The organism is Mesorhizobium sp. LCM 4576, from assembly GCF_001854815.1.
In the GTDB taxonomy this organism is placed as follows: Bacteria; Pseudomonadota; Alphaproteobacteria; order Rhizobiales; family Rhizobiaceae; genus Mesorhizobium; species Mesorhizobium plurifarium.
On record NZ_MDDT01000001.1, the window covers coordinates 1 to 21,589 of the forward strand.

The window sequence follows — 21,589 nt, forward strand, 5'->3', positions numbered from 1 at the left end:
AAAAGAGCCCCCACCGCGCGGGCTCTTTTGTATCTTGCTGCAAGCGCCGGCGATTTTAACCCGCATCAGCCCCCCGCAAGGAGGCGAAGCCGACGCCGCAGGACAAAACCAAATCTCTGTCCTCAAAACCAACCAAAATACTCCCGAGAGCCCAACTCCGGGAGCGTTTTTGTTTGTAGCCATTTGCCTTCAAGCACATAGCGGATGAACACGTCCGCGCATTTCAACGGCAACCGCCTGCGAATTTGATCCAACACCACGCTTCGCTTCATGCCGGCATCCTGCCCAGGCTTTGCAGCGCCTTCGTTGCCCTGAAACGAAGACGACATCGACTTGCCTTGCGCGACGGTCTGCAGGCTCGACCGGGTTTGGGTTCAAGGCGGGTACCGCCTTGGCCGGCATTGCGATGGATCAAAGCTCGATCGTTCTTCGCCGGATAGATCGATGACGAACGGCCTTGACACCGAGCCGTCGTGAACCAGTGGCAGCATCCATGCGTTGTGCTTCAGCCGGCGTCGGCTTGGAACCAGCGAAGGAATGAGAAATGACCGAGYGTCCCAGCACCAATCGCTTGTCCACCCAGGAATTGCACGACATCGATGCCTACTGGCGTGCCRCCAACTACCTGACCATCGGGCAGATCTACCTGCTCGACAATCCGCTGCTTAGCGAGCCGCTTCGGTTGGAGCACGTCAAGCCAAGGCTGCTCGGCCATTGGGGAACCTCGCCGGGTCTCAGCTTCATCTATGCGCATTTGAACCGAGTAATCCGGCAGCGCGACGCCAATGTCATTTATGTCTGCGGTCCCGGCCATGGTGGACCCGCCATGGTGGCGAATACCTACCTCGAGGGCACTTACAGCGAGGTCAATCCGGATATAGCGTTGGACGAAGCCGGAATGAAGAAGCTCTTCCGGCAGTTCTCGTTTCCGGGCGGCATCCCAAGTCATGCGGCGCCCGATGTTCCCGGCTCGATCCATGAAGGCGGCGAGCTCGGCTAYGCGCTTTCGCACGCCTACGGCGCGGCCTTCGACAACCCRGACCTTGTCGTCGCCTGCGTCGTCGGCGATGGCGAGGCGGAAACCGGGCCGCTCGCCACCTCCTGGCATTCCAACAAGTTCCTCAACCCGGCGTCTGACGGCGCGGTGCTGCCGATCCTCCACCTCAACGGCTACAAGATCGCCAATCCCACCATTCTTGCCCGCATCCCCGAGGAAGAGCTGCGCGCGCTGTTCGTCGGCTGTGGCTACGAGCCGCTGTTCGTCGAGGGCGACGATCCCGCCCTGATGCATGAGCGGATGGCGATCGTGCTCGACGWTGCGCTCGACCGCATCAAGGCGATCCAGGATGCGGCCCGCAGGGATCTGAAGACGGCGCGGTCTCGGCCGAAATGGCCAATGATCGTGCTGCGGAGCCCGAAGGGTTGGACCGGCCCTAAGGAGGTCGACGGGCTGAAGACCGAGGGGTTCTGGCGCGCCCATCAGGTACCCCTCTCCGGCCTCGCCGAGAATCCCGCGCATCTAAGGATGCTCGAGGAATGGATGAGAAGCTACCGGCCCGAGGAGCTTTTCGATACCGGTGGCGCGCCCATGGCCACGATCCGCGCCACCGCGCCAGAAGGCGACAGGCGCATGAGCGCCAATCCGCATGCCAATGGCGGCCTGCTGCGCCGGTCGCTMGAATTGCCTGGCCTGGATGAGCACGCGGTCGCGGTCGAGCGGCCCGGTGGCGTCAAGGCGGAGTCCACCCGCGTGATGGGCAGTTTCCTGCGCGACGTTTTGAYGTTGAACCAAGCCAGCAAAAATTTCCGCAWCGTCGGGCCAGACGAGACGGCTTCGAACCGGCTGCAGGATGTTTTCGAGGTGACGGAGCGCGCCTGGATGGAAGAGATACTACCGGAGGACGTTCACCTGGCGCGGGAGGGCAGGGTTCTGGAAATCCTGTCCGAGCATACCTGCCAGGGTTGGCTGGAGGGTTACCTGCTCACCGGGCGCCATGGCTTCTTCTCCTGCTACGAGGCCTTCACGCACATCGTCGATTCCATGTTCAACCAGCATGCGAAATGGCTGGATGCCTGCCGCAAGCTTGCATGGCGGCGGCCGATCGCCTCCCTGAACYATCTGTTGTCCAGCCACGTCTGGCAGCAGGAGCACAATGGCTTCAGCCATCAGGATCCCGGTTTCATCGACGTGGCGTTGAACAAGAAGGCCGACGTGGTGYGCGTCTACCTGCCGGCGGACGCCAACAGCCTGCTTTGCGTGACGGATCATGTGCTCAAGACATGGAACCGCATCAACATCATCGTCGCCGGCAAAGCCAATTCCTGGCAGTGGCTGTCGATCGACGAGGCGAAAGTCCACTGCGATGCCGGCATCGGCATATGGGATTGGGCGTCGACCGACCGGGGCGACGAGCCGGACGTCGTGATGGCCTGCGCCGGCGACGTGCCGACGCTCGAGACGCTCGCCGCCGTCCAGATCCTGAAACGCCACATTCCCGAGCTCAAGATTCGCCTGGTGAACGTCGTCGACCTGATGACCCTGCAGCCGAAAGAACATCATCCGCACGGGCTTTCGGATCGCGAGTTCGACGCTTTGTTCACTAGGGACAGGCCCGTCATCTTCGCCTATCACGGCTATCCTTGGACCATCCATCGCCTGACCTATCGGCGGACCAATCACGACAACATCCATGTGCGCGGCTACAATGAGGAAGGGACGACGACGACGCCCTTCGATATGACCGTGCTCAACGGGCTCGACCGTTACCATCTGGTGCTTGGCGTGCTCGACCGCATCCCTGAGCCGGCCGGTGCTCACATCCAGCTGAAACAAGCCATGGAAGGGAAGCYGATCGATCACCACGCCTTTATCCGCGAGCATGGGCAGGACATGCCCGAGATCCTCGGCTGGAAATGGGAGYAATAGCCGATGCCGAAGCGCCAGGCTGAGAGCTGCCGATCCCCAGAAGCGGCCGGGGCCGGTCGACCATGACGGATATAATTCTTGTCCTCAATGGCGGCTCGTCGAGCCTGAAGTTCGCCGCCTTTCAAGGGCGCGACGAGCTTCATCTTTTGGTGCGCGGCAGCGTCTCGTCGATCGGCGAGCGGCCCCGGCTTCACGTCGCGCCCACGGCAACGACGCCGCCGTTCGACAGGAGCCTCGGCGAGCAACCGATTTCCATCGACAAGGCGTTCGAAGCCGTTGCATCCCATCTGGCGGACCGTGGCCTGTTGCGGCGGGTGCGCAGGGTCGGGCACCGGATCGTGCACGGCGGCCGGGAATTTGCCCGCGCAACGCTGCTTGATCAGCGCACGCTCGACGCCTTGCGCGGGCTCGCACCTCTCGCTCCGATTCATCAGGCGATCAACCTGAAACTGGTCGACCTTGCCAGCCGCCTTCTGCCCGATGCCATCCAGGTCGGCTGTTTCGATACAGCCTTTCACGCGGCGCAGCCCGAGCTCGCAAGACTCTACGGCCTGCCGCATGAGATGTCGGAGCAAGGCATCGTCTCCTACGGTTTCCACGGGCTCTCGTACAGCCATATCGCCAACGAGCTCCGCAACCGTTATGGCGCCGCCGCCGGTGGCAAAACGATCGTTGCGCACCTTGGCAGCGGGGCGAGCCTTTGCGCGATGAAAGCGGGCGCAAGCCAGGCCACCACCATGGGTTTCTCGACGCTTGACGGCCTGGTCATGAGCACGCGTTGCGGGGCGATTGATCCCGGCGTCCTCCTGCACCTCCTGCAAGAGCGGAAGCTGTCGCCGAACGAACTTGCCGATTTGCTCTACGAACGATCCGGTCTGCTCGGGGTATCCGGCATCTCCGGGAATATGCAGACGCTGCTTGCGTCGAAAGATGCGGCGGCCACGCGCGCTGTCGATCTCTTCGTCTATCGTGTCGGGCGTGAGATAGGGTCGCTTGCCGCGGCGATAGGCGGGCTTGATACGCTCGTGTTCACCGCGGGCATCGGCGAGCATGCGCCCGTGATCCGACAGAGGATCTGCGAAACCGTGGGATGGCTGGGCGTTGCGCTCGACAAGGAGCTGAACGCGAACAACAAAGAATTGGCCAGCACCGGGGATTCCCCTGTCGACGTGCTCGTCATTGCAGCGGACGAAGAGCGCGCAGTGGCTGCGGAGATGCTCGATTTCGAGGCGGGTTGATTACGACAGCCGCCTGGCCGAGCTGCATGCGCCGATCTGGCATCTAAACGCTCTCCAGATAGGTCTCGATCTCGAAGTCGCTGACGTTGAGGGCGAACGTGTTCAGCTCCTGGCGCTTGCAGGCGACGAAGGCGTCGCGCAGCACGTCCGGGAAGATCTCGGCGACGCGCGGGCCGGTTTCGAAGGCGGCGATCGCGGAGGCCCAGTCGGGCGGCAGCTTGGCGAGTGCCAGCCCCTGACCCTCGCCGCCGGTCGGCTCGCCAGGCGAGAGCTGGCGCTCGATGCCGATCAACGCCGCGCCGAGGATCGCCGCCAGCACCAGATAGGGATTGGCGTCGGCGCCGGAGACGCGATGCTCGATGCGCCGCGCGGCCGACGGACCGCCCGGAATGCGGATCGCCACCATGCGGTTTTCGTAACCCCAGGCGACGGCGGTCGGCGCATAGGATCTGGGCCGCAGCCGGCGGTAGGAATTGAAATGCGGCGCGAACACCAGCGTGCTTTGCGCCATCGCGGCAAGCAGGCCGCCGACCGCATGGCGCATGGTGTCGGAGCCCTGATCCGAGCCGTCGTCGAAGATATTGCGGCCTTGCCTGTCCAGGACGCTGAAATGGACGTGAAAACCATTGCCGGCGCGCTCGCCATAGGGCTTGGCCATGAAGCAGGCGGCGAAGCCATGCTTGCGCGCGATGCCCTTGACGGTGCGCTTGAAGAGAACGGCATCGTCCGCGGCGCGCAAGGCGTCGGGCACATGGTTGAGATTGATCTCGAACTGGCCGACGCCGTTCTCGGCAATGGCGGTGTCGACAGGAATATCCTGCATGCGGCAGGCTTCGTAGATATCGTGGATGAAGGCTTCGAAATCGTCGACCTCGTCGATCGAGAGCGCCGCGTCGGAATCGAGACGCCTGCCGGTCACCGGTGAAACCGGCCCGACAGGCCGCTGCGAGGTCGGGTCGACAAGGTAGAATTCGAGTTCGGTCGCGGTGACGGGCGTCAGGCCGAGCGCGGCGTAGCGGTCGAGGATGCGGGCAAGCGCGCGACGCGGATCGCCAAGGTAGGGAGCGCCGCTGTCATCCGCCAACCAGACCGGCAACAGCGCCGTCGGATGCGCCGTCCAGTTGACGGGCAGGATGCCGCGGCCCGTCCAGTGGCAAAGCCCGTCGGCGTCGCCGGTCGAGAACACCTGGGCGTTGCCTTCGATGTCCTCGCCCCAGATGTCGAGCCCGATGGCGGAGTAGGGCATACGCAGCTTGCCTTCGAGCGCCTTGCGCGCCTGCTCGACCGGAATGCGCTTGCCGCGCATGATGCCGTTCAGGTCGCACACCGCAGCCCTGAGGCTCTGGATGTCCTTCCTGCTGTCCAGCCACTTCAAAACGTCCGCAATCGCATCGCTCAATTTCCAGCCCCTTTTCTGGGTGCTGTAGCCCTGCCGGCTACGATATCCAATTTTCAGCTTGTGAGTTCGTGAAGGTCAGCGCGGCTGATGCCGAGCGGGTTTCCTTCATTTTTTCAATTCACTAGCCGGGATATCGGGAGGCATTTCGGGTCCGTTTTGTGCGATCTGCGATYGCAACATAGCTGGCGAGTGGAGGAAAGCCAAGCCGGGAGTTGGGAATTGGCCGCAACGCCCGTTCCGTCGTCATCCTATGGCGGAGCAAGGAGCGAAGCGACGCGGCGCAGACCATAGGATCCATTCCGTGAAGTTGAGGCGTTGCCACGATGCAGAATTCTGCTCCTCAGCGCCCTACGATCAAGGTCATGGAATGGATCCTCGGGTCTGCGCTCCGCTTCGCGTCGCTCCGCCCGTGGATGACGAGGTCACGGAGGCTGCGGCCAATCTCGAAGGCTTCTCCTAATGCCGCTGTTTCGGGAACCTGATCTGCTCCAGGATGTGCGTCGCGCCTTCGGCGATATCGCGCACGATCGCGGCTCGCGYCCTTCCGCCGTCGCGGGCCTCGATCGCCGCCACGACTTCCTCGTGATAGTCGATGCCGAGAATGCCGGCGAGGTCGTCCTCGAAGCCGWTGCGCAGATTGCGCAGGAAAGGGCCGACCTGCATCCACACCGTTTCGATCAGGAAGATCATCTGCTCGTTGCCGCAATGGCGGTAGACCCCGAACTTGAAGTCATGGTTCTTGCGCAGATAGGCGTCGATGTCGCCGCTGCGGGCGGCCTGGGTGAGCTCGGCGCAGAGACGGCGGATCGCGCGCAGGTTGTTGCCGTTGATGCGCTTTGTCGCGAGCTCGGCGGCCGTGCCTTCCAGGACCGTGCGCACGGCGGTCAGCTGCTGGAAGCGGTCGGCCGAAAGCAGCGGCACCTCGACGCTGCCGTTCGGCATCGGGCTCAGCGCCCGCAGYGCCTGCAGCCGCATGAAGGCGCTGCGCACCGGCATGTCGCTGGTGCCGAGCTCCTTGGCGAGCTTGCGCGAGGTCAGCTTCTGGCCAGGCTGGAGCTGGYCCGACATCAGYGCCCGCACGAGCTCCAGATAGACTTTTTCATGCAGGGGCACTGTATCGAGGGCGGTCAGTCCGAATCGTGTTTTGTCGGCCATTGGCTCTGCGCTGCCTGATCCGTCCTGAAATCTGTTTCGTCACTCGATCCGAGGCCGGGATACCTGGCCGGCCGTTTCGGCCGCACGATAGACGTTCATCGCGAGCTGCCGCAAGGCGGCCGGGGTTGCTATCCGATCCGCGCGTCGATGATCTCGACGAAGCGGGCGAAGAGACCGGCCTGCGACTTGATCTTCAGCTTGCGGTAGATGTTGCGGCGGTGGACCTTGACGGTCCCCGGCACGATGCGCAGCGCCCTGGCGATCGATTCCGTGGAGTGGCCCTGGAGCACCAGGTCGACGACCTGCTTTTCGCGTAAGGTCAGAGACAGGCTTTTCCAGATATGGGCGCGGTCGAGCTCGTTGGTCATCGCCGCCGTTTCGCCGGAGGGCTGGACCGCAACCTCTTCGGCGGGCAAAGCGGGCCAGCGGCGCCTGCAGAAGCCGATCACCGCCGGCGCCATGTCGCGCAGCAGCCTGGCATCCGCCGTTCCGAATGGTCCGGTGGCGCGCAGCCGCATCAGCGACAGCACCAGYGCATCCTTGCCGGCCAGCGGCACGAAGAAGCCGACCTCCTCGGCAAGCCGGGTCTGGCTGTAATAGGAGCGGTAGTACTCGCTGGCATAGAAGCGGTCCGGGGCCAACTCGCGCATGCGCCAGAAACCTTCCTTGCGCTCGACCGCGGCGTGATGGAACGGGTCTAGCAGATAGGGCCCGTCCTGATAGAGCGCGACGAAGATGTGGCTCTCCGCCGGCGAGAAGGTCTCGAACAGGAGCGGCGGCCGCGCGGCACCGCGATAGCCGAAGATCACGCAATGGTCGAAACGGACATGGCCGCGCAGCCAGCCAACGATCGCCTTGCCGAAATTGTCGCCGCCCGTCTCGCGCGCGGCGGCTATCACCGCAGCCAAGGCATTGTAGTCGTCACTGCGGGAGGCGACCAATCCATACCCCTCTAAACGATAAAATCGGCTGAATATACCACCTGCGAGGTATATACTAGGTGCCATTGGCTCTGCTAGCGTCATGACATTGCCTCACGCTGTCGCTGGAGCCCGTGGCTTGACTGCAGTGCCCGATATCGAATTTCGCGCGGTCACCAAGCGCTATGGCGCGGTCACCGCGGTGAGCGGCATCGACCTTGCCATCCCGCCTTCCGCCTTCGTCGCGCTGCTCGGCCCTTCCGGTTGCGGCAAGACGACGTGCCTGCGCATGATCGGTGGCTTCGAGCAGCCGAGCGAGGGTCAGGTGCTGATCCGCGGCCGCGACATGGCCGGAACGCCGCCCTACCGGCGCCCGGTCAATATGGTGTTCCAGCAATATGCGCTGTTCCCGCATCTCGATGTCGAAGAGAACATCTCCTACGGGCTGCGCCAGGCGCGGCCCAGGCTGTCGTCGCGCGAGATCAGCCAGAGGGCAGGCGAGGCGCTTTCCATGGTGCAGCTCGCCGGCTACGGGCGGCGCAAGATCCACGAGCTCTCCGGCGGCCAGCAGCAGCGCGTCGCGCTCGCCCGCGCGCTGGTCAACAAGCCGGCGGTGCTTTTGCTCGACGAGCCGCTGGCCGCGCTCGACAAGAAACTGCGCACGGACATGCAGATCGAGCTGCAGAACCTGCAGCGCGAGATCGGCATCACCTTCGTGCTGGTCACTCACGACCAGGAGGAGGCGCTGTCGATGAGCGACTTCGTCTGCGTCATGAATGGCGGCCGCGTCGTCCAGCTCGGGCAGCCGAGCGAGATCTATGACGAGCCGGCCGATCTGTTCGTCGCCGATTTTGTCGGCAAAACCAATCTCTTGAGCGGCAAGGTGGCGGGTCTTTCGGGCGACCTCGTCGATGTCGCGCTTGCCGACGGCACGGTGATTGCGGCGCGCAAGCGGGTGCCGCTCTCCCGGGGCGAGGCGGTATCGGTCAGCCTGCGGCCGGAATCGCTCAGCCTGTCGGCGCCTGGAGGCGGCAGCCTGAAAGGCATCGTCCGCAACCGCATCTTCCTGGGCTCGACGGCGGAATACGCGATCGAGGTCCAGGGCATCGGATCATTGCTTGCCAAGGCCGACCACGTGATCGGCCAGGGCAATCTCTTCAAGCCGGGCGAACCCGTCRCCATCGGCTTTGCCGCCGGAGCGCCGCTGGCGTTTCCGCATGCCAACAATAACGGGACCAACCAGAGGGAAGACCAAAATGCCGAAATCCTATCGTGACGGACTGCCGATAACCCCGGATAAATTCGTCGACCAGTTGATGCGCCTGAAGCGCGGCTCGATCAGCCGGCGCGACTTCCTTGGCCTCACCGGCCTCGGCGTCGCGACCGCGGTGATGGCGCGCGAGCTCGGCATCATGCCGACGCCGGCCTTCGCCGCCGAAAATCTCGGCGACCRCATGTCGATCGCCACCTGGCCGAACTACCACGACCCGCAGACCTTCGAGAACTTCAAGGCCGACACAGGCGTCGCCGTCGAGGTCAATGTCTTCGGATCGAACGAGGAGATGCTGGCCAAGCTGCAGGCCGGCGGATCGGGCTGGAGCCTGTTCGTGCCAACCAACTACACGATTTCGACCTACAAGAAGCTCGGCATCATCGAGGCGCTGGACATGGCCAAGCTCGGCAATTTCGACGGCAAGTCGGAAGATGCGCGYTTCACCRCTGAAGGCACGATCGACGGCACGATCTATGCCGTGCCGAAGAACTGGGGCACGACTGGCTTCGCCGTCAACACCAAGAAGCTCAGCAAGCCGATGTCAAGCTGGAAGGAATTCTGGGATACCGCGATGGCCGAGGGCGACGGCCGAACCATGGTGCATGACTATCAGCTGACCACGATCGGCAATGCGCTGAAATATTACGGCTACTCGTTCAACTCGCTGAAGCAGGACGAGCTCGCCAAGGCCGAGGAGCTGCTGCTCAAGGTCAAGCCGCATCTGTTCGCGGTGTCGAGCGACTACCAGCCGGGAATGYGCGCCGGCGATGCCTGGATGACGATGTGCTGGACCAATGACRGCGCGCAGCTTCATCGCGACATCCCCGAGATCGCCTATGTGCTCGGCAAGGAAGGCGGCGAGATCTGGACCGACTTCTACGCCATCCCGAAGGACGCGCCGAACAAGCCGGCCGGCTATGCGCTGCTCAACTACCTGATGAACCCGAAGGTCGCGGTGAAGGAGCATCTGGCCAATGGCGCGCCCTCGACCGATGCGCGGGTCAACGCGCTGCTGCCCAAGGAAGTGCTGGACAACCCGATCCTCTATCCGGCGGCCGACCTGCTGAAGCCGCTGGAGTTCGGCGCCGCCGCGACGCTGACCGATCCGGGCCGCGCCGAGCTGATGGCGCGCTTCAAGTCGGCTTGAGCGAGACCGGTCACAAACCCGATCCAGACAATGCGACCGGCGGGCAAATGCCCGCCGGCTCCCAACCGGCTTTCCCGATGCRCCGCAGTCTCTTTCGCAAAAACCTCGTGACGGCGCTGCTGCTCGCCCCGGCGGCGCTGTGGCTGGTCGTCTTCCTGGTGCTGCCCTTCGTCGCCATCGCCATCTTCAGCGTCGGCGAGCGGGCGCCGGAGGGCGGCTATCAGACGGCGCTCACCTTTGCGCAATACGCCAATTTGCCGGCGCGGGCGACCGCCTTCTGGAACACGATGGTGCTGGCGCCTGTCGGCGCTTTGGCCTGCCTGCTCGTCGCCTATCCGGTCGCCTACTATCTGGCGCTGCGGGCGCCTGATCGCTGGCGGCTGATCCTGCTCGCGCTGATCGTCATCCCGTTCTGGACCAGCCTTCTGATGCGCACCTATGCCTGGATGTACATCCTCGGCGGGCGCGGCATCCCCGCCCTGCTCGCCTATGTCGGCATCGAGGATCTGAGGCTGATCAACACGCCGGGCGCGGTGCTGCTCGGCATCGTCTACGGCTATCTGCCGCTGATGATCCTGCCGATCTATGTCAGCCTCGAGCGGCTCGACCGCCGGCTGCTGGAGGCCTCCGCCGACCTGGGTGCCACGCCGCTGTCGACCTTCCTCGGCGTGACGCTGAGGCTGTCGCTGCCCGGCGTGATGACCGGCTTCTCGCTGGTGATGATCCTGCTGCTCGGCGAATATCTGATCCCGACGCTGCTCGGCGGCGGCAAGGTGTTCTTCATCGGCAACGCACTGGTCGATCTCTTCCTGCAATCACGCAATTGGCCATTCGGATCGGCCATCGCCATCACGCTGGTGCTGGTCTCGGTCGTGGTGCTGATCGTCRCCAACCGCATCTCGACCCGGCTTTCGGGCGCACGCCGGGTGGACCTGATCTGATGCGCGCCTTCGTCGTTGCCGTTTTTGCGTTCCTCTATCTGCCGATCGCGCTGGTCGTGCTGTTCTCCTTCAATGCCGGCCACCATGCCAGCGAGTTCACCGGCTTCTCCGTACAATGGTACGGCAAGGCGCTGTCCAATCCCTTCCTGGTCGAGGCGCTGAAGAACAGCCTGTTCATCGCCACGACCAGCGCGCTGCTCGCGGCCTTCTGCGGCACGGCCGCAGCGCTCGGACTGCAGCGCGTCAGCGCGCGGACGCGGGCGCTCTTCGACGCGCTGCTGGGCGCCGCGATCGTCGTTCCCGGCGTCGTCATCGGCATCTCGACACTGGTGGCGCTGGTGCAACTCTTCGCCGTCGTCAATCCGTTCCTCGCCTCGCTGTGGCCGACCGACCAGCCGCCGCGGCTTTCGCTGGGCTACGGCTCGATCATCGCCGCGCACGGCCTGTTCTCCATGGCGCTGGTGACGATGATCGTCGGCACGCGGCTTGCGAGCCTCGACCGCAACCTGGTCGAGGCCTCGAGCGACCTTTACGCCACGCCGCTGACGACGTTCCGCTCGATCGTGCTGCCGCAGATCATGCCGGCGGTGATCRCCGGCTTCCTGCTCGCCTTCACCTTCTCCTTCGACGATTTCATCATCGCCTTCTTCGTCGCCGGCGCGCAGACGACCTTGCCGATCTACGTCTTCGCCTCGATCCGGCGCGGCGTGACGCCGGAGATCAATGCCATCGCGACGATCGTGCTCTGCGCGTCGGTCCTGCTCGTGCTCCTCGCCCAATGGCAGCTCGGCCGACGGAAGCCATCGCCTTGAAAGACCAATCCATGATCTTGAAAGACCGCATCGCCATCGTCACGGGCGCTGGATCGGGCATCGGGCGCGCCGGCGCGATGATCATGGCGCGGGAAGGAGCGCTCGTGGTCATCGCCGACCGCGATCCGGCGGCCGGCGAAGCCACCGCTTCCGACATCCGCGAAGCCGGCGGCCGCGCCGAGGCCGTCGCCACCGATGTCGGCGACGATACGGCCGTCGAGGGCCTCATAGAGGGAACGCTCAGTAAGCATGGCCGTATCGACATCCTGCACAGCCATGCCGGCATCCAGGTCGGCGGTACGCTGACGGAAGTCGGCACGGACGGGATGGACGCCTCGTGGCGGATCAATGTGCGGGCGCAGTTCCTGGCGGCCAAGACGGTCATGCCGGCAATGATCGCTCAGGGCGGCGGCGTCATCCTCAACACGGCGTCCAATTCCGGGGTGTTCTACGACCGCGAGATGATCGCCTACGCCACCTCCAAACATGCGGTGGTGGCGATGACCCGGCAGATGTCGCTCGACTACGCCAAGCACAATGTGCGCATCAACGCGCTCTGCCCGGGCTGGGTCGACACGCCTTTCAACGCGCCGTTCATCGCCCAGATGGGCGGGCGCAACGCAATCGAGAATTATGTCCGCACCAAGATCCCGATGGGGCGCTGGGCGAGCGCGCAGGAGATCGCGGAGGCGATCCTGTTCCTCGTCTCCGACCGTTCGTCTTTCATGACCGGACAGGCCCTGGTGATCGACGGCGGCGAGAGCATCGGTTGATCTGCTCCAGCAAAGCGGACTTGCGCCGGCGGCGATGATGGTTCAAATCATGGGTTCCACTTCGATGAGACCCGTCATGAAAGCTGCAAAACAGCAAWACCGCGAAAGGCATCCGGTTTTTGCCGGCGGTATTTCTTTTGCGCGCGCCGGGTACCACTGATCATGCGCTGCTGCCGCCACGAGAACCTGCAGCGCGCGGAGGAGACCAAGGTCGGTTCGCATGTGGTTCGTGACGGCTGGACCGAAGGGGTGCGAGGCGTTCTGCACCCGGCCTTTCGGCCGGTCATCAGGCGGGCGTCCGTCCTCGGATAACGCAGCTTAGATAACGCCCTACCCGGAACGGACATGCCCGCCGAAGCGATCTCTCCTTCGTACGGACATGACCAATGCCTGACAATCTGAACATTTCAATCCCCGGCGCGGACACGCAAAGCTGGCTGAAGACGCACGCGATCAACGAAGTCGAATGCTTCGTGCCGGACGTCAACGGTGTGCTGCGCGGCAAGACCTTGCCGGTGGCCAAGTTCCTCAAGGCGCTCGACGACCGCGCGCTCTATCTGCCGAGCAGTGCCTTCTTGGTCGCCATAGATGGCCGCTATTCCGGCTCCATCGACGAAGGCTTCGCCTACCAGGATCCGGACATGCGCATGGTGCCGGACGTTTCGAGCCTATGCCTTGCGCCCGGCAGCGCGGGCCGAGCCTATGTTTTCGCCGACACGTTCCACATGGACGACCGACCCTGGATGGCTTCGCCGCGCCATGTGCTGAAAGCCGTGCTCGACCTTTATGAGCAGCGCGGCTGGCGCGCGGTGATGGCGCCGGAGCTCGAATTCTACTTGACGGCGCCAAATCCCGATCCGGATCGTCCGATCACGGCGCCGGTGGGACGCAACGGCCGGCCGGAAAGCGTGCAGCATCCTTACGACATGCAGGCGATGGAAGAGTTCGAAGCCGTGACGCGGCGGCTCTATGAGCATGCCGCCATCACCGGCCTGCCGGTGGAGACGCTGATCCATGAATCCGGCACGGCGCAGCTCGAGATCAATCTGYTTCATGGCGATCCGCTGACGCTCGCCGACCAGGTGCTTCTGTTCAAGCGCYTGGCGCGGCAGATCGCGCAGGCGAACGGCATGCACGCCACCTTCATGGCTAAGCCGATCGCCGCGCAGGCCGGCAGCGCCATGCATCTGCACATGTCGATCGTGGACCGGAAGGGCGAGCCTCTGTTTGCCGGCGAGGACGGCGAAGACAGCGAGATGTTCTCGCATTTCATCGGCGGCCTGCAGAAATATATCCCCGAAATCATGCCGCTGTTTGYGCCGCATGCGAATTCGTACCGGCGCATCCGGCCCGGCCATAGCKCGCCGGCCAACATCGAATGGTCRCACGACAACCGCTCCTGCGGACTGCGCGTGCCGCTGGGCGGACGCGCCGCGCGCCGCATCGAGAACCGGCTGCCTGGGGCGGACGCCAATCCCTATCTCGCTATGGCCGGCTCGCTGATTGCCGGCTATCTCGGCATCGAGGAGAAGCTTCCGCGCTCGGAAGAGGCCTTCGGCAATGCCTATAAAAGCAAGAGCACGCTGCCAAAGACGATGGAGGAAGCGCTCGACCGTTTCGCCGCCTGCGAGCCCGTGCGAGCGCTGCTCGGCGAGGACCTCTTCCAGACTTACCTGCGTGTGAAGAGCGTCGAGCTCGACCTGTTCCAGAGCGTCGTGACGTCCTGGGAACGCGACCACCTGCTGCTCAAGGTGTGACCATGGCTTCGCGTTCGACGGGTTTCAATTCCGGTCTCGATATCGGCAAATCCTATTATGTCGCCACCGCCAATCCGGCGCCCGATCATCTGGCGTTAGCCGGCGATGTAGAGGCCGACCTGGTGGTGGTTGGGGGCGGCTGCACCGGCCTTTCGGCGGCGCTGCATGCGGCCGAGCGTGGCCTTAAGGTGGTGCTGCTCGAAGGCGGCAAGATCGGCTGGGGCGCCTCGGGCCGCAATGGTGGCCAGATGATCCCCGGCCTGCGCAAGGGCGCCAGGGGTCTGGTCAAGTCTTTCGGGCCGGAACGGGCGAAGGCGCTGTTCGACCTCGCCTTCGAGGCGCGCGGACTGGTGCTCGACATCATCGGGCGCCACGRCATCGAATGCGACTTGCGCCAGACCGGCCATCTGGTCGGCRCCRTCAGCGCTTCGGATGTGCGCGACTTCGAGGAAGAGGCCGAATGCCTCGCCAAGGTGATGAAGTTCACCGATGTCGAGATCCTGTCGGCTTCGCAGGCGCGGCAGATGGTGGATACGCCTTATCAGGGCGCGGTCTACGAGAGGCTCGGCGGCCATATGCATCCGCTGAACTACACGCTGGGGCTCGCCCGCGCCGCTTCTGCAACGGGCGTCGTCATCCACGAGAACTCGGTCGCCGTCCGGCTGGAGCGTGAGCCGTCGATCCGGGTGTTCACCGACAAGGGCTCTGTCCGCGCCCGGCATGTGGTGYTGGCGGGCGATGCGTTGCTCAAGGGGCTGGAACCGCGTGTCAACAGCCGCATCATGCCGGTCGGCAACTATATCGTCGCCACCGAGCCTTTGGGCGAGCGCAATGTCGTTCCGGCCAATGTCGCCGTCTCGGACACGCTGTTCGTCGTCAATTACTACCGCATGTCGGCGGACGGCCGCCTGCTGTTCGGCGGCGGCGAGCGCTACACGCCGTCGCCGCCGGCCGATATTGCCGGCTTCGTGCGGCCGCACATGGAAAAGACCTTCCCGCAGCTCAAGGGCTGCCGCATCGACCACGCCTGGGGCGGGCTTGTGTCGGTGACGACGTCGCGCCTGCCGCATGTCGGGCATTATGGCGAGGTCTATTTTGCGCATGGCTATTCCGGCAAGGGCGTCATCCTGTCGACGCTGTCGGGCAAGCTCCTGGCGGAAGCGATCACGGGCGACGCCTCGCGGCTCGACCTGTTCTCGACGCTGACGCCGCTGCCGTTCCCGGGCGGCACGGCGCTGCGCGGTCCGCTCTATGTGCTCGGCATGCTGTGGTATGCGATGCGCGATAGGCTCAGACACTGACGCTGGCTTCCTATTCCCGGCGTGGCTAGTGTCCCCACGCCGGGAACGAAATCCCGGGAAGGAATACCGATGAACATCGAGCCGGGCCGACTGACCAAGAAAGAACGCCACGAGCTGATCCTGTCAGAGGTGCGGCGCTCGGCCTCGATCCGCATCTCGAAGCTGGCGCGCCGCATCGGCGTCGCCGGCGAGACCATCCGCCGCGACCTGATCGAACTCGGCGAAGCAGGGCTCATCAACCGCACCTATGGCGGCGCCACCATTTCGCTGGTGACGTCGGAACCGGTTATCGCCGAGCGCGGCCTCACCATGGTGGAGGAGCGGGCCCGCATCGGTCGCGGCGCCGCCGGACTGATCGAGAAAGGCTCCATCGTGATGATCGATGGGGGGTCGACCACCTACGAGGTGGCGCGCAGCCTCTCGCAGCTTGGGCGGGATCTGACCATCATCACCAACTCCGTCGGCGTCGCCYCGGTGGCCGGCGCCAATCCGGGCTTCCGCGTCATCCTTTGCCCCGGCACCTATGACAGCCGCGAGGCCGCGGTGCTCGGYGAGGACACGGTCGAATTTGTGCGCCGCTACAATGCCGATATCGCCATCATCGGCGCCTCGGCGCTCAATGCCGAAGGGCCGAGCGACATGATCTCGGGCGCGGCGGCGGTGAAGCGGGCGATGATGGCACGATCGCTGTCGACCATGYTGGTCGTCACCAACGACAAGTTCGGCCGCAGCGGCCTCGAGCGGATCTGCGCGCTGAGCGAGATTTCCGATGTCGTCACCGAYAGCGAGCCGGCAGCGGAGCTGCGCGCCGCGATCGACGAGGCGGGCGGCGAGCTGCATGTCTTTGCCGAATAATTCTCGGCTCTATCTCCTTGTTTCGCGCAATTCCGCACAGAAAACCGCGACGCACTTTTCCTGGAATTGCTCTAATGCATGTCGCCCAAAAGTGCGCAGCGGTTTTGGGGGAACGACATGCATCAAAACAAAGACTTAAAGCGCGTCGACTGAATCCACTTCAGCGCGACGCGCATTAAGCGTCGCGGTTGGTCAGCGCGATGTGGCAGCAGCCGGGGCCGTGGCCCGGCGTCCAGGTGATATTGGCGAAGCGCACGCCGGTCGCCTCGAACAGGCCGCGGTCGAAGGCGCCGGCGATGCGGCAGAGCGTGGTAAGTTTCTCCTCGCCGACGCCGGCCTCGACCCACGCGTCCTTCAGCGGGCAGCGCTTGACCTTGAAGGCTATGTGGTCAGGCCCGCGCTCGACTTGGGTCGGATACATGCGACCGCCATCGGGGCTGACGGCGAGGAACGCCTCGCCGATTGCCGGCGCGTCGTTGGGGCCGAAATCGGCGAAAGCGGCTGCTGCGACTTCCCGGCCGCGCTTTTCGATCGTGCGTATCATGACCGCCTCGGCCTTCTCGGCGCCGAGCTCGGCGGTGAGCTCGTCGAGGAAGAGGCGGTAGAGGTCGGCGCGGTTGCGGAAGGCGGAATCGAGCTCGCGCGACAGTTTCTCGGCCCTGGCTGCTTCGGGATCGGTCATGGTGCGTCCTGATCTTGTTTTTTGACCATGATCCTGTCCGCAAATCGGTTGCCACTTTCCGGGATCATGGTCGGCTCCTGGTCAATCTTGGCGTCGCCGTCACAAGCGCCTTGCCGATCGCCGATTGCGGGTCGGCGATGACGGCGCGGGCATCGCCGCTCTCGGCGATCCGGCCGGCGTCGAGGATGATGACGCGGTGCGCGACGGCGCGGATGACGCCAAGGTCATGCGAAATGAACAGATAGGCGATCCGTTCCTGCCTTTGCAGGTCGAGCAGCAATTCGAGGATCTGGCTGCGCACCGAGACATCGAGCGCCGACACGGCCTCGTCGAGCACGATCAGCGAAGGCCGCGTGGCGATGGCGCGGGCGATCGCCACGCGCTGGCGCTGGCCGCCGGAAATCTCGTGGATGGCGCGCGCGGCAAGGCCGGCGTCGAGGCCGACGCGCTCCAGCAACGCCGCGATGCGGCGCGGGCGCTCGGCGCGCGTGGCGATGTTGTGAATGCGCATGGGATCGTCCAGCACGCGCGCCACGGTGGCGCGTGGGTTGAAGGCGGCGAGCGGATCCTGGAACACCATCTGCAGGCGGGCGCGGYGCGCACGCAGCGCGGCGCCCGACAGCGCGAGGAAATCCGCGCCTTCGAATGCGATGCGGCCGGCATCGGGCTCGATCAGCCGCAGCACCAGCCTGGCGATGGTGGATTTGCCGCTGCCGGACGGCCCGGCGAGCGCCAGCGTCTCCGCGGGCCCGATCTCGAAGGACACATCGTCGACTGYCGCGAACGGTTTATCGCCGCGACGATAGCGCTTGGTGAGACTGGAGACGGCAAGCACGCTCATGCCGAAGCGCCTTGCCGGTCAAGCAACGGCTTGGCATCGAGGCCGAGATGGGCCTCGAGCAAGGCGCGCGTATAGACATGGCGCGGCGCTTCGATGAGCCGTCGGGTCTCGCCAAGTTCGACCAGTTCGCCGTGGCGCAGAACGGCGATGCGATCGGCAAGCGAGGCTGCAAGCGCGATGTCGTGGCTGATGAAGATGAGCGTCATGCCGTCCTCGGCAACCAGCCTGCGGATGAGGGCGACAATCTCGGCCTGGACGATGGTGTCGAGCGCGCTGGTGGCTTCGTCGGCGATCAACAGCTTCGGCCCGGCGGCAATGGCGGCAGCGATCGCCACCCGCTGCTTCTGGCCGCCGGAGAGCCGGTGCGGGTAGGCGCGGAGGGCCGAGCCCGGGTCGGGGAGGCGGACGCGTTGGAGCAGGGTTTTGGCCTTGGCGTAGGCTTCGGGCCAGGTCAGTTCGAGATGGGTGCGGGCGACCTCGGCGATCTGCTTGCCGACCGGCATCACGGGGTCGAGGCTGGAAGAGGGGTCCTGGAAGACGAAGCCGATGTCACGGCCGAGGCGAGGTGCCTGGTTTTCGCCAATCGCGGGTGGTCGGCGTTCCGGCACACCCCCCTCTGGCCTGCCGGGCATCTCCCCCGCAAGGGGGGAGATTAGGCCGTCATCTCCGCCTTCGCCAATCTCCAGAGTTGCAGGAGGAGATGAGCCGTCGGCGGAGCTGCCAATCTCCCCCCTTGCGGGGGAGATGGCCGGCAGGCCAGAGGGGGGTGTGACAGAACGAGGCTTCTGTAATTGGCTTGCTGACCACTCAAGCGTCCCGCCAACCTTGGCACCCCCCGCCAACAGCCCCGCAACCGCCAGCGCCAGCGTGCTCTTGCCCGAGCCGCTTTCACCGATGATCGCCAGGCGCTCTCCCGCGACAACTTCCAGGCCGACGCCCTTCAGTGCCGGCACCTCAATACTGTCGCGCCGATAGGCTACCGACAGATCGCGAATGGAAAGCAGCGCGATCACGACAGGCTCCTGCGCACCGCGGTGCTTTCCACCACGCCTTCGCCGGCGAGGTAGACGCCGAGCACGGTCAGCACGAGCGCGACGCCTGGCACGATCGACAGGAACGGCGCCGTGCGCAGCACCGTGCGGCCTTCGGCGATCATGCCGCCCCAGGTGACGCGGTTCGGATCGCCCAGCCCAAGGAAGGACAGCGCTGCTTCGGTCAGAATTGCGGCCGCCACGATCACGGACGACAGCGCCAGCACCGGCGGCAGGGCATTGGGCAACACCTCGCGAAAGGCGATCTCGAGCGGATGCATGCCGATGACGCGGGCGCCGGCGACATAGTCGCGTTCGCGGATCGAAAGCACTTCCGCGCGCGCCACCCGCGCCGGCCCGGTCCAGGCGCTAAGCGCGATGGCCGCGACGACGACGCCCAATGAGGGACCGACAATGCTGACGAAGGCCAGCGCGAGCAGGAAGCTCGGCACGGTCTGGAACGCATCGGTGACGCGCATCAGCACCTCATCGACGAGCCCTCCGGCGAAGCYGGCCAAAGTGCCGACCACCGCGCCGATCAGGAGCGCGGYGGCGGCCGCCGCCAGGCCGACGGCCAGCGAGGTGCGGGCGCCATGGAACAGCTCCGCCAGCACGTCGCGGCCGAGCCGATCGGTGCCGAGCGGYAGCGACCAGTCCCGGAAAGGCGGCTGCAGCGCCGGGCCGGCGATCGCCTGCGGGTCGCCGGAAAAGAGCAGCGGCGCCACCAGCGCCATGACGGCCAGCAAAGCGAGGATGAACGCGCCGGCGACTGCTTCCGGCGTGCTCAAAAAACGGCGCAGGCGGCTCATGCGCTTGCCTCGCCGGCACCGACGCGCGGATCGAGGAAAGCATAGGCGAGGTCGACCAGAAGGTTGATGACGATGACGAGAACGGCGCTGACCAGGATGATGCCGAGCAGCAGCGGCGTGTCGCGGCCGGCGACGGCTTCCTGCGCCAGGCGGCCAAGGCCGGGCACGGCGAAGACGCTTTCGATGACGACACTGCCGCCCAGCATCTGCGCCGATTGCAGGCCAAGCATTGTGACGAGAGGCAGGAGCGCGTTGCGGGCGACATGGGCAAGCACGATGCGGCCGCGCGTCAGGCCCCGGGCGCGGGCGGCAAGCACGAAATCCTGCCGCCAGGCCTCGGCCATGCCGGCGCGCATCATGCGCAGATAGAGCGCGAGATAGATGAAGCCCAGCGCCGAGACCGGCAGCACGAGATGGGTGGCGATGTCGGCGGCGCGGCTAAACCCGGTCTTGGCCGACGCAATGGTCTCGATGYCGCCGATCGGCAGCCAGCGCAGATCGACGGCAAAGACGACGATGAGCACAAGGCCGAGCCAGAAGCCGGGCACGGCATAGAGCGCCAGCGAGCCGACGGACAGGAAGCGGTCGCGGAAGCTCCCGGGTCGCGCGCCGGCATAGATGCCGAGCGCTGAGCCGAGGCCGAAGGAGAGCGCGGTGGCGCTGCCCATCAGGATCAGCGTGGTGGGCAGGCGCTCGAAGATGACGTCGCGGATCGGTCGCGAGAAGGTGACCGACTGACCAAGGTCGAGATGCAGCAGCGCCCAGAGATAGTTGGCGAGGCGCGTCAGCTCCGACTGGTCGAGGCCCCAGCGGTGGCGCAGCAATTCGATCATGCCGGCATCGCCGCCAGTCGAGACGATGTAGGCGTCGACGGCGTCGCCGGGGGCGGCTTCGAGCAGCAGGAAGCTGCCGATGACGACGATGAGGAGCACGAAGACGCTGCCGACGAGACGGCGGCGCAGGAGGCGGAGGGCGCGGGTCATGCGCGCCTCGGTGGGTGGGGGGAAGGCTGGTTACAGGAAAAGCCGAGCCCAGTCCCCCCTCTCTGTCCTGCCGGACATCTCCCCCTCAAGGGGGGAGATTGGATTTCATCGAGGGCTTCGCTAATCTCCAACGTTGCAGAACTGGCGGGACAGAGAAACTGCTGATCTCCCCCCTTGAGGGGGAGATGTCCGGCAGGACAGAGAGGGGGGTGACGGAACGCGGCCTCCGGCCAAATTCCGATTTCTTCGCGAACTCTCATCCGCGCGAGTGTGTCACGATTCCAAATAGGTGTCCGCCCAGTTCGACACAGCCCAGCGCGGGTTGTTGGCGATGTTGCCGACCGTATCGCGGGCGACGGAGATGAAGCTCCATTCGGCGACGTTGATCAGCGGCAGGTCGGCGGCGACCTTTTTCTGGAACTCCTTGTAGAGCTCGGTGCGGGCCGCCGTATCCAGCGTCTCGGATGCCTTGACGATCAGCGCGTCGAGGTCGGCGTTCTTGTAGCCGCCCTGGTTGGAGAAGGGCACACCGTCGGGAATGCCGCTTTGCACCAGGATGGTGGTCGAGATCGCCGGGTCGCCACGGAACACCGGCGGACCGACGGCAAGGTCGAAGGCGTGGTCGGTGTAGACCGCCTTGATGTGCGCGGCGGAATCGTTGTTGACGATCGTGGCGTCAATGCCGATGGCCGCGAGCGCCTGGCGCAGATAGTCGCCGAACTGCTTCGTCTCGTTGAAGTAGGGCG

Annotated in this window: 19 protein-coding genes and 1 pseudogene; 10 read left to right on the forward strand and 10 right to left on the reverse strand. The window is 65.0% G+C overall.

From position 1 onward, the window contains the following. Window positions 1-122 precede the first annotated feature (122 nt). Window positions 123-329 (reverse strand): hypothetical protein, encoded by a 207-nt coding sequence (locus LCM4576_RS36205; protein WP_131803195.1) that lies wholly within the window; start codon window positions 327-329, stop codon window positions 123-125. A 215-nt stretch (window positions 330-544) separates the two neighbouring features. On the opposite strand from LCM4576_RS36205, the gene LCM4576_RS00005 reads away from it, so the two are divergent. Both LCM4576_RS00005 and LCM4576_RS00010 read left to right on the forward strand, forming a co-directional pair. Further along, window positions 545-2,926 carry a phosphoketolase gene (locus LCM4576_RS00005; RefSeq protein ID WP_071029506.1) on the forward strand — a complete coding sequence of 794 codons (2,382 nt, stop codon included), beginning with the start codon at window positions 545-547 and terminating at the stop codon, window positions 2,924-2,926. Between the two features lie 62 nt (window positions 2,927-2,988). After that, window positions 2,989-4,164, forward strand: coding sequence for an acetate/propionate family kinase (locus LCM4576_RS00010; protein ID WP_040987454.1), 1,176 nt, complete (start codon window positions 2,989-2,991; stop codon window positions 4,162-4,164). A gap of 43 nt (window positions 4,165-4,207) precedes the next feature. On the opposite strand, the gene LCM4576_RS00015 is transcribed toward LCM4576_RS00010, so the two are convergent. From LCM4576_RS00015 to LCM4576_RS00025, 3 genes are all read right to left on the reverse strand, one after another. Next, window positions 4,208-5,563, reverse strand: a complete 1,356-nt coding sequence (locus LCM4576_RS00015; protein ID WP_041010372.1) for a glutamine synthetase family protein — start codon at window positions 5,561-5,563, stop codon at window positions 4,208-4,210. Window positions 5,564-6,019: 456 nt separating this feature from the next. Continuing rightward, window positions 6,020-6,718 carry a GntR family transcriptional regulator gene (locus LCM4576_RS00020; protein WP_071029508.1) on the reverse strand — a complete coding sequence of 233 codons (699 nt, stop codon included), beginning with the start codon at window positions 6,716-6,718 and terminating at the stop codon, window positions 6,020-6,022. A gap of 128 nt (window positions 6,719-6,846) precedes the next feature. After that, window positions 6,847-7,659, reverse strand: a complete 813-nt coding sequence (locus LCM4576_RS00025) for a helix-turn-helix transcriptional regulator (RefSeq protein WP_052468900.1) — start codon at window positions 7,657-7,659, stop codon at window positions 6,847-6,849. An 82-nt stretch (window positions 7,660-7,741) separates the two neighbouring features. On the opposite strand from LCM4576_RS00025, the gene LCM4576_RS00030 reads away from it, so the two are divergent. From LCM4576_RS00030 to LCM4576_RS00065, 8 genes are all read left to right on the forward strand, one after another. Further along, a complete protein-coding gene (locus LCM4576_RS00030) occupies window positions 7,742-8,914 on the forward strand; it encodes an ABC transporter ATP-binding protein (protein ID WP_244510551.1) in 1,173 nt (390 codons plus the stop codon). Beyond that, complete coding sequence (locus LCM4576_RS00035) at window positions 8,895-10,058, forward strand: PotD/PotF family extracellular solute-binding protein (protein ID WP_071029512.1); 1,164 nt, start codon at window positions 8,895-8,897, stop codon at window positions 10,056-10,058. The genes LCM4576_RS00030 and LCM4576_RS00035 overlap by 20 nt, the downstream gene beginning before the upstream one ends. A 77-nt stretch (window positions 10,059-10,135) precedes the next feature. Then, window positions 10,136-10,999 carry an ABC transporter permease gene (locus LCM4576_RS00040; RefSeq protein ID WP_071029514.1) on the forward strand — a complete coding sequence of 288 codons (864 nt, stop codon included), beginning with the start codon at window positions 10,136-10,138 and terminating at the stop codon, window positions 10,997-10,999. Next, complete coding sequence (locus LCM4576_RS00045; protein WP_071029516.1) at window positions 10,999-11,811, forward strand: ABC transporter permease; 813 nt, start codon at window positions 10,999-11,001, stop codon at window positions 11,809-11,811. Before LCM4576_RS00040 ends, LCM4576_RS00045 begins: the two co-directional genes overlap by 1 nt. 11 nt (window positions 11,812-11,822) lie before the next feature. Further along, window positions 11,823-12,584, forward strand: a complete 762-nt coding sequence (locus LCM4576_RS00050) for an SDR family NAD(P)-dependent oxidoreductase (RefSeq protein ID WP_071029519.1) — start codon at window positions 11,823-11,825, stop codon at window positions 12,582-12,584. 386 nt (window positions 12,585-12,970) lie between these two features. After that, window positions 12,971-14,341, forward strand: coding sequence for a glutamine synthetase family protein (locus tag LCM4576_RS00055; protein WP_071029521.1), 1,371 nt, complete (start codon window positions 12,971-12,973; stop codon window positions 14,339-14,341). A 2-nt stretch (window positions 14,342-14,343) separates the two neighbouring features. After that, complete coding sequence (locus tag LCM4576_RS00060; protein ID WP_071029523.1) at window positions 14,344-15,642, forward strand: FAD-binding oxidoreductase; 1,299 nt, start codon at window positions 14,344-14,346, stop codon at window positions 15,640-15,642. A 69-nt stretch (window positions 15,643-15,711) separates the two neighbouring features. Next, the gene (locus tag LCM4576_RS00065) at window positions 15,712-16,497 is read left to right on the forward strand and encodes a DeoR/GlpR family DNA-binding transcription regulator (RefSeq protein WP_244510553.1); all 786 of its coding nucleotides are present in this window, start codon (window positions 15,712-15,714) and stop codon (window positions 16,495-16,497) included. Window positions 16,498-16,672: 175 nt separating this feature from the next. Here LCM4576_RS00065 and LCM4576_RS00070 read toward each other — a convergent pair whose 3' ends face one another. The 6 genes and pseudogenes from LCM4576_RS00070 to LCM4576_RS00095 form a co-directional block, all read right to left on the reverse strand. Then, the gene (locus tag LCM4576_RS00070) at window positions 16,673-17,179 is read right to left on the reverse strand and encodes an L-2-amino-thiazoline-4-carboxylic acid hydrolase (RefSeq protein WP_041006487.1); all 507 of its coding nucleotides are present in this window, start codon (window positions 17,177-17,179) and stop codon (window positions 16,673-16,675) included. 64 nt (window positions 17,180-17,243) lie between these two features. Beyond that, window positions 17,244-18,020, reverse strand: a complete 777-nt coding sequence (locus LCM4576_RS00075) for an ABC transporter ATP-binding protein (protein ID WP_071029525.1) — start codon at window positions 18,018-18,020, stop codon at window positions 17,244-17,246. Further along, entirely contained in the window at window positions 18,017-19,033 is a 1,017-nt protein-coding gene (locus LCM4576_RS00080; RefSeq protein ID WP_071029527.1) for an ABC transporter ATP-binding protein, read from the reverse strand. Before LCM4576_RS00080 ends, LCM4576_RS00075 begins: the two co-directional genes overlap by 4 nt. Next, on the reverse strand, window positions 19,030-19,860 hold the full coding sequence (locus LCM4576_RS00085; RefSeq protein WP_071029529.1) for an ABC transporter permease: 831 nt from the start codon (window positions 19,858-19,860) through the stop codon (window positions 19,030-19,032). Before LCM4576_RS00085 ends, LCM4576_RS00080 begins: the two co-directional genes overlap by 4 nt. Beyond that, the gene (locus LCM4576_RS00090) at window positions 19,857-20,843 is read right to left on the reverse strand and encodes an ABC transporter permease (RefSeq protein ID WP_071029531.1); all 987 of its coding nucleotides are present in this window, start codon (window positions 20,841-20,843) and stop codon (window positions 19,857-19,859) included. The genes LCM4576_RS00085 and LCM4576_RS00090 overlap by 4 nt, the downstream gene beginning before the upstream one ends. A gap of 273 nt (window positions 20,844-21,116) precedes the next feature. After that, a pseudogene (locus LCM4576_RS00095) lies at window positions 21,117-21,589 on the reverse strand (ABC transporter substrate-binding protein); the annotation flags it as partial.

Bases quoted from the DNA above. Each gene is read 5' to 3' on its own strand.
- LCM4576_RS00050 (WP_071029519.1), top strand. From the start codon at position 11,823: ATGATCTTGAAAGACCGCATCGCCATCGTCACGGGCGCTGGATCGGGC.
- LCM4576_RS00010 (WP_040987454.1), top strand. From the start codon at position 2,989: ATGACGGATATAATTCTTGTCCTCAATGGCGGCTCGTCGAGCCTGAAG.
- LCM4576_RS00070 (WP_041006487.1), bottom strand. From the start codon at position 17,179: ATGACCGATCCCGAAGCAGCCAGGGCCGAGAAACTGTCGCGCGAGCTC.
- LCM4576_RS36205 (WP_131803195.1), bottom strand. From the start codon at position 329: ATGTCGTCTTCGTTTCAGGGCAACGAAGGCGCTGCAAAGCCTGGGCAG.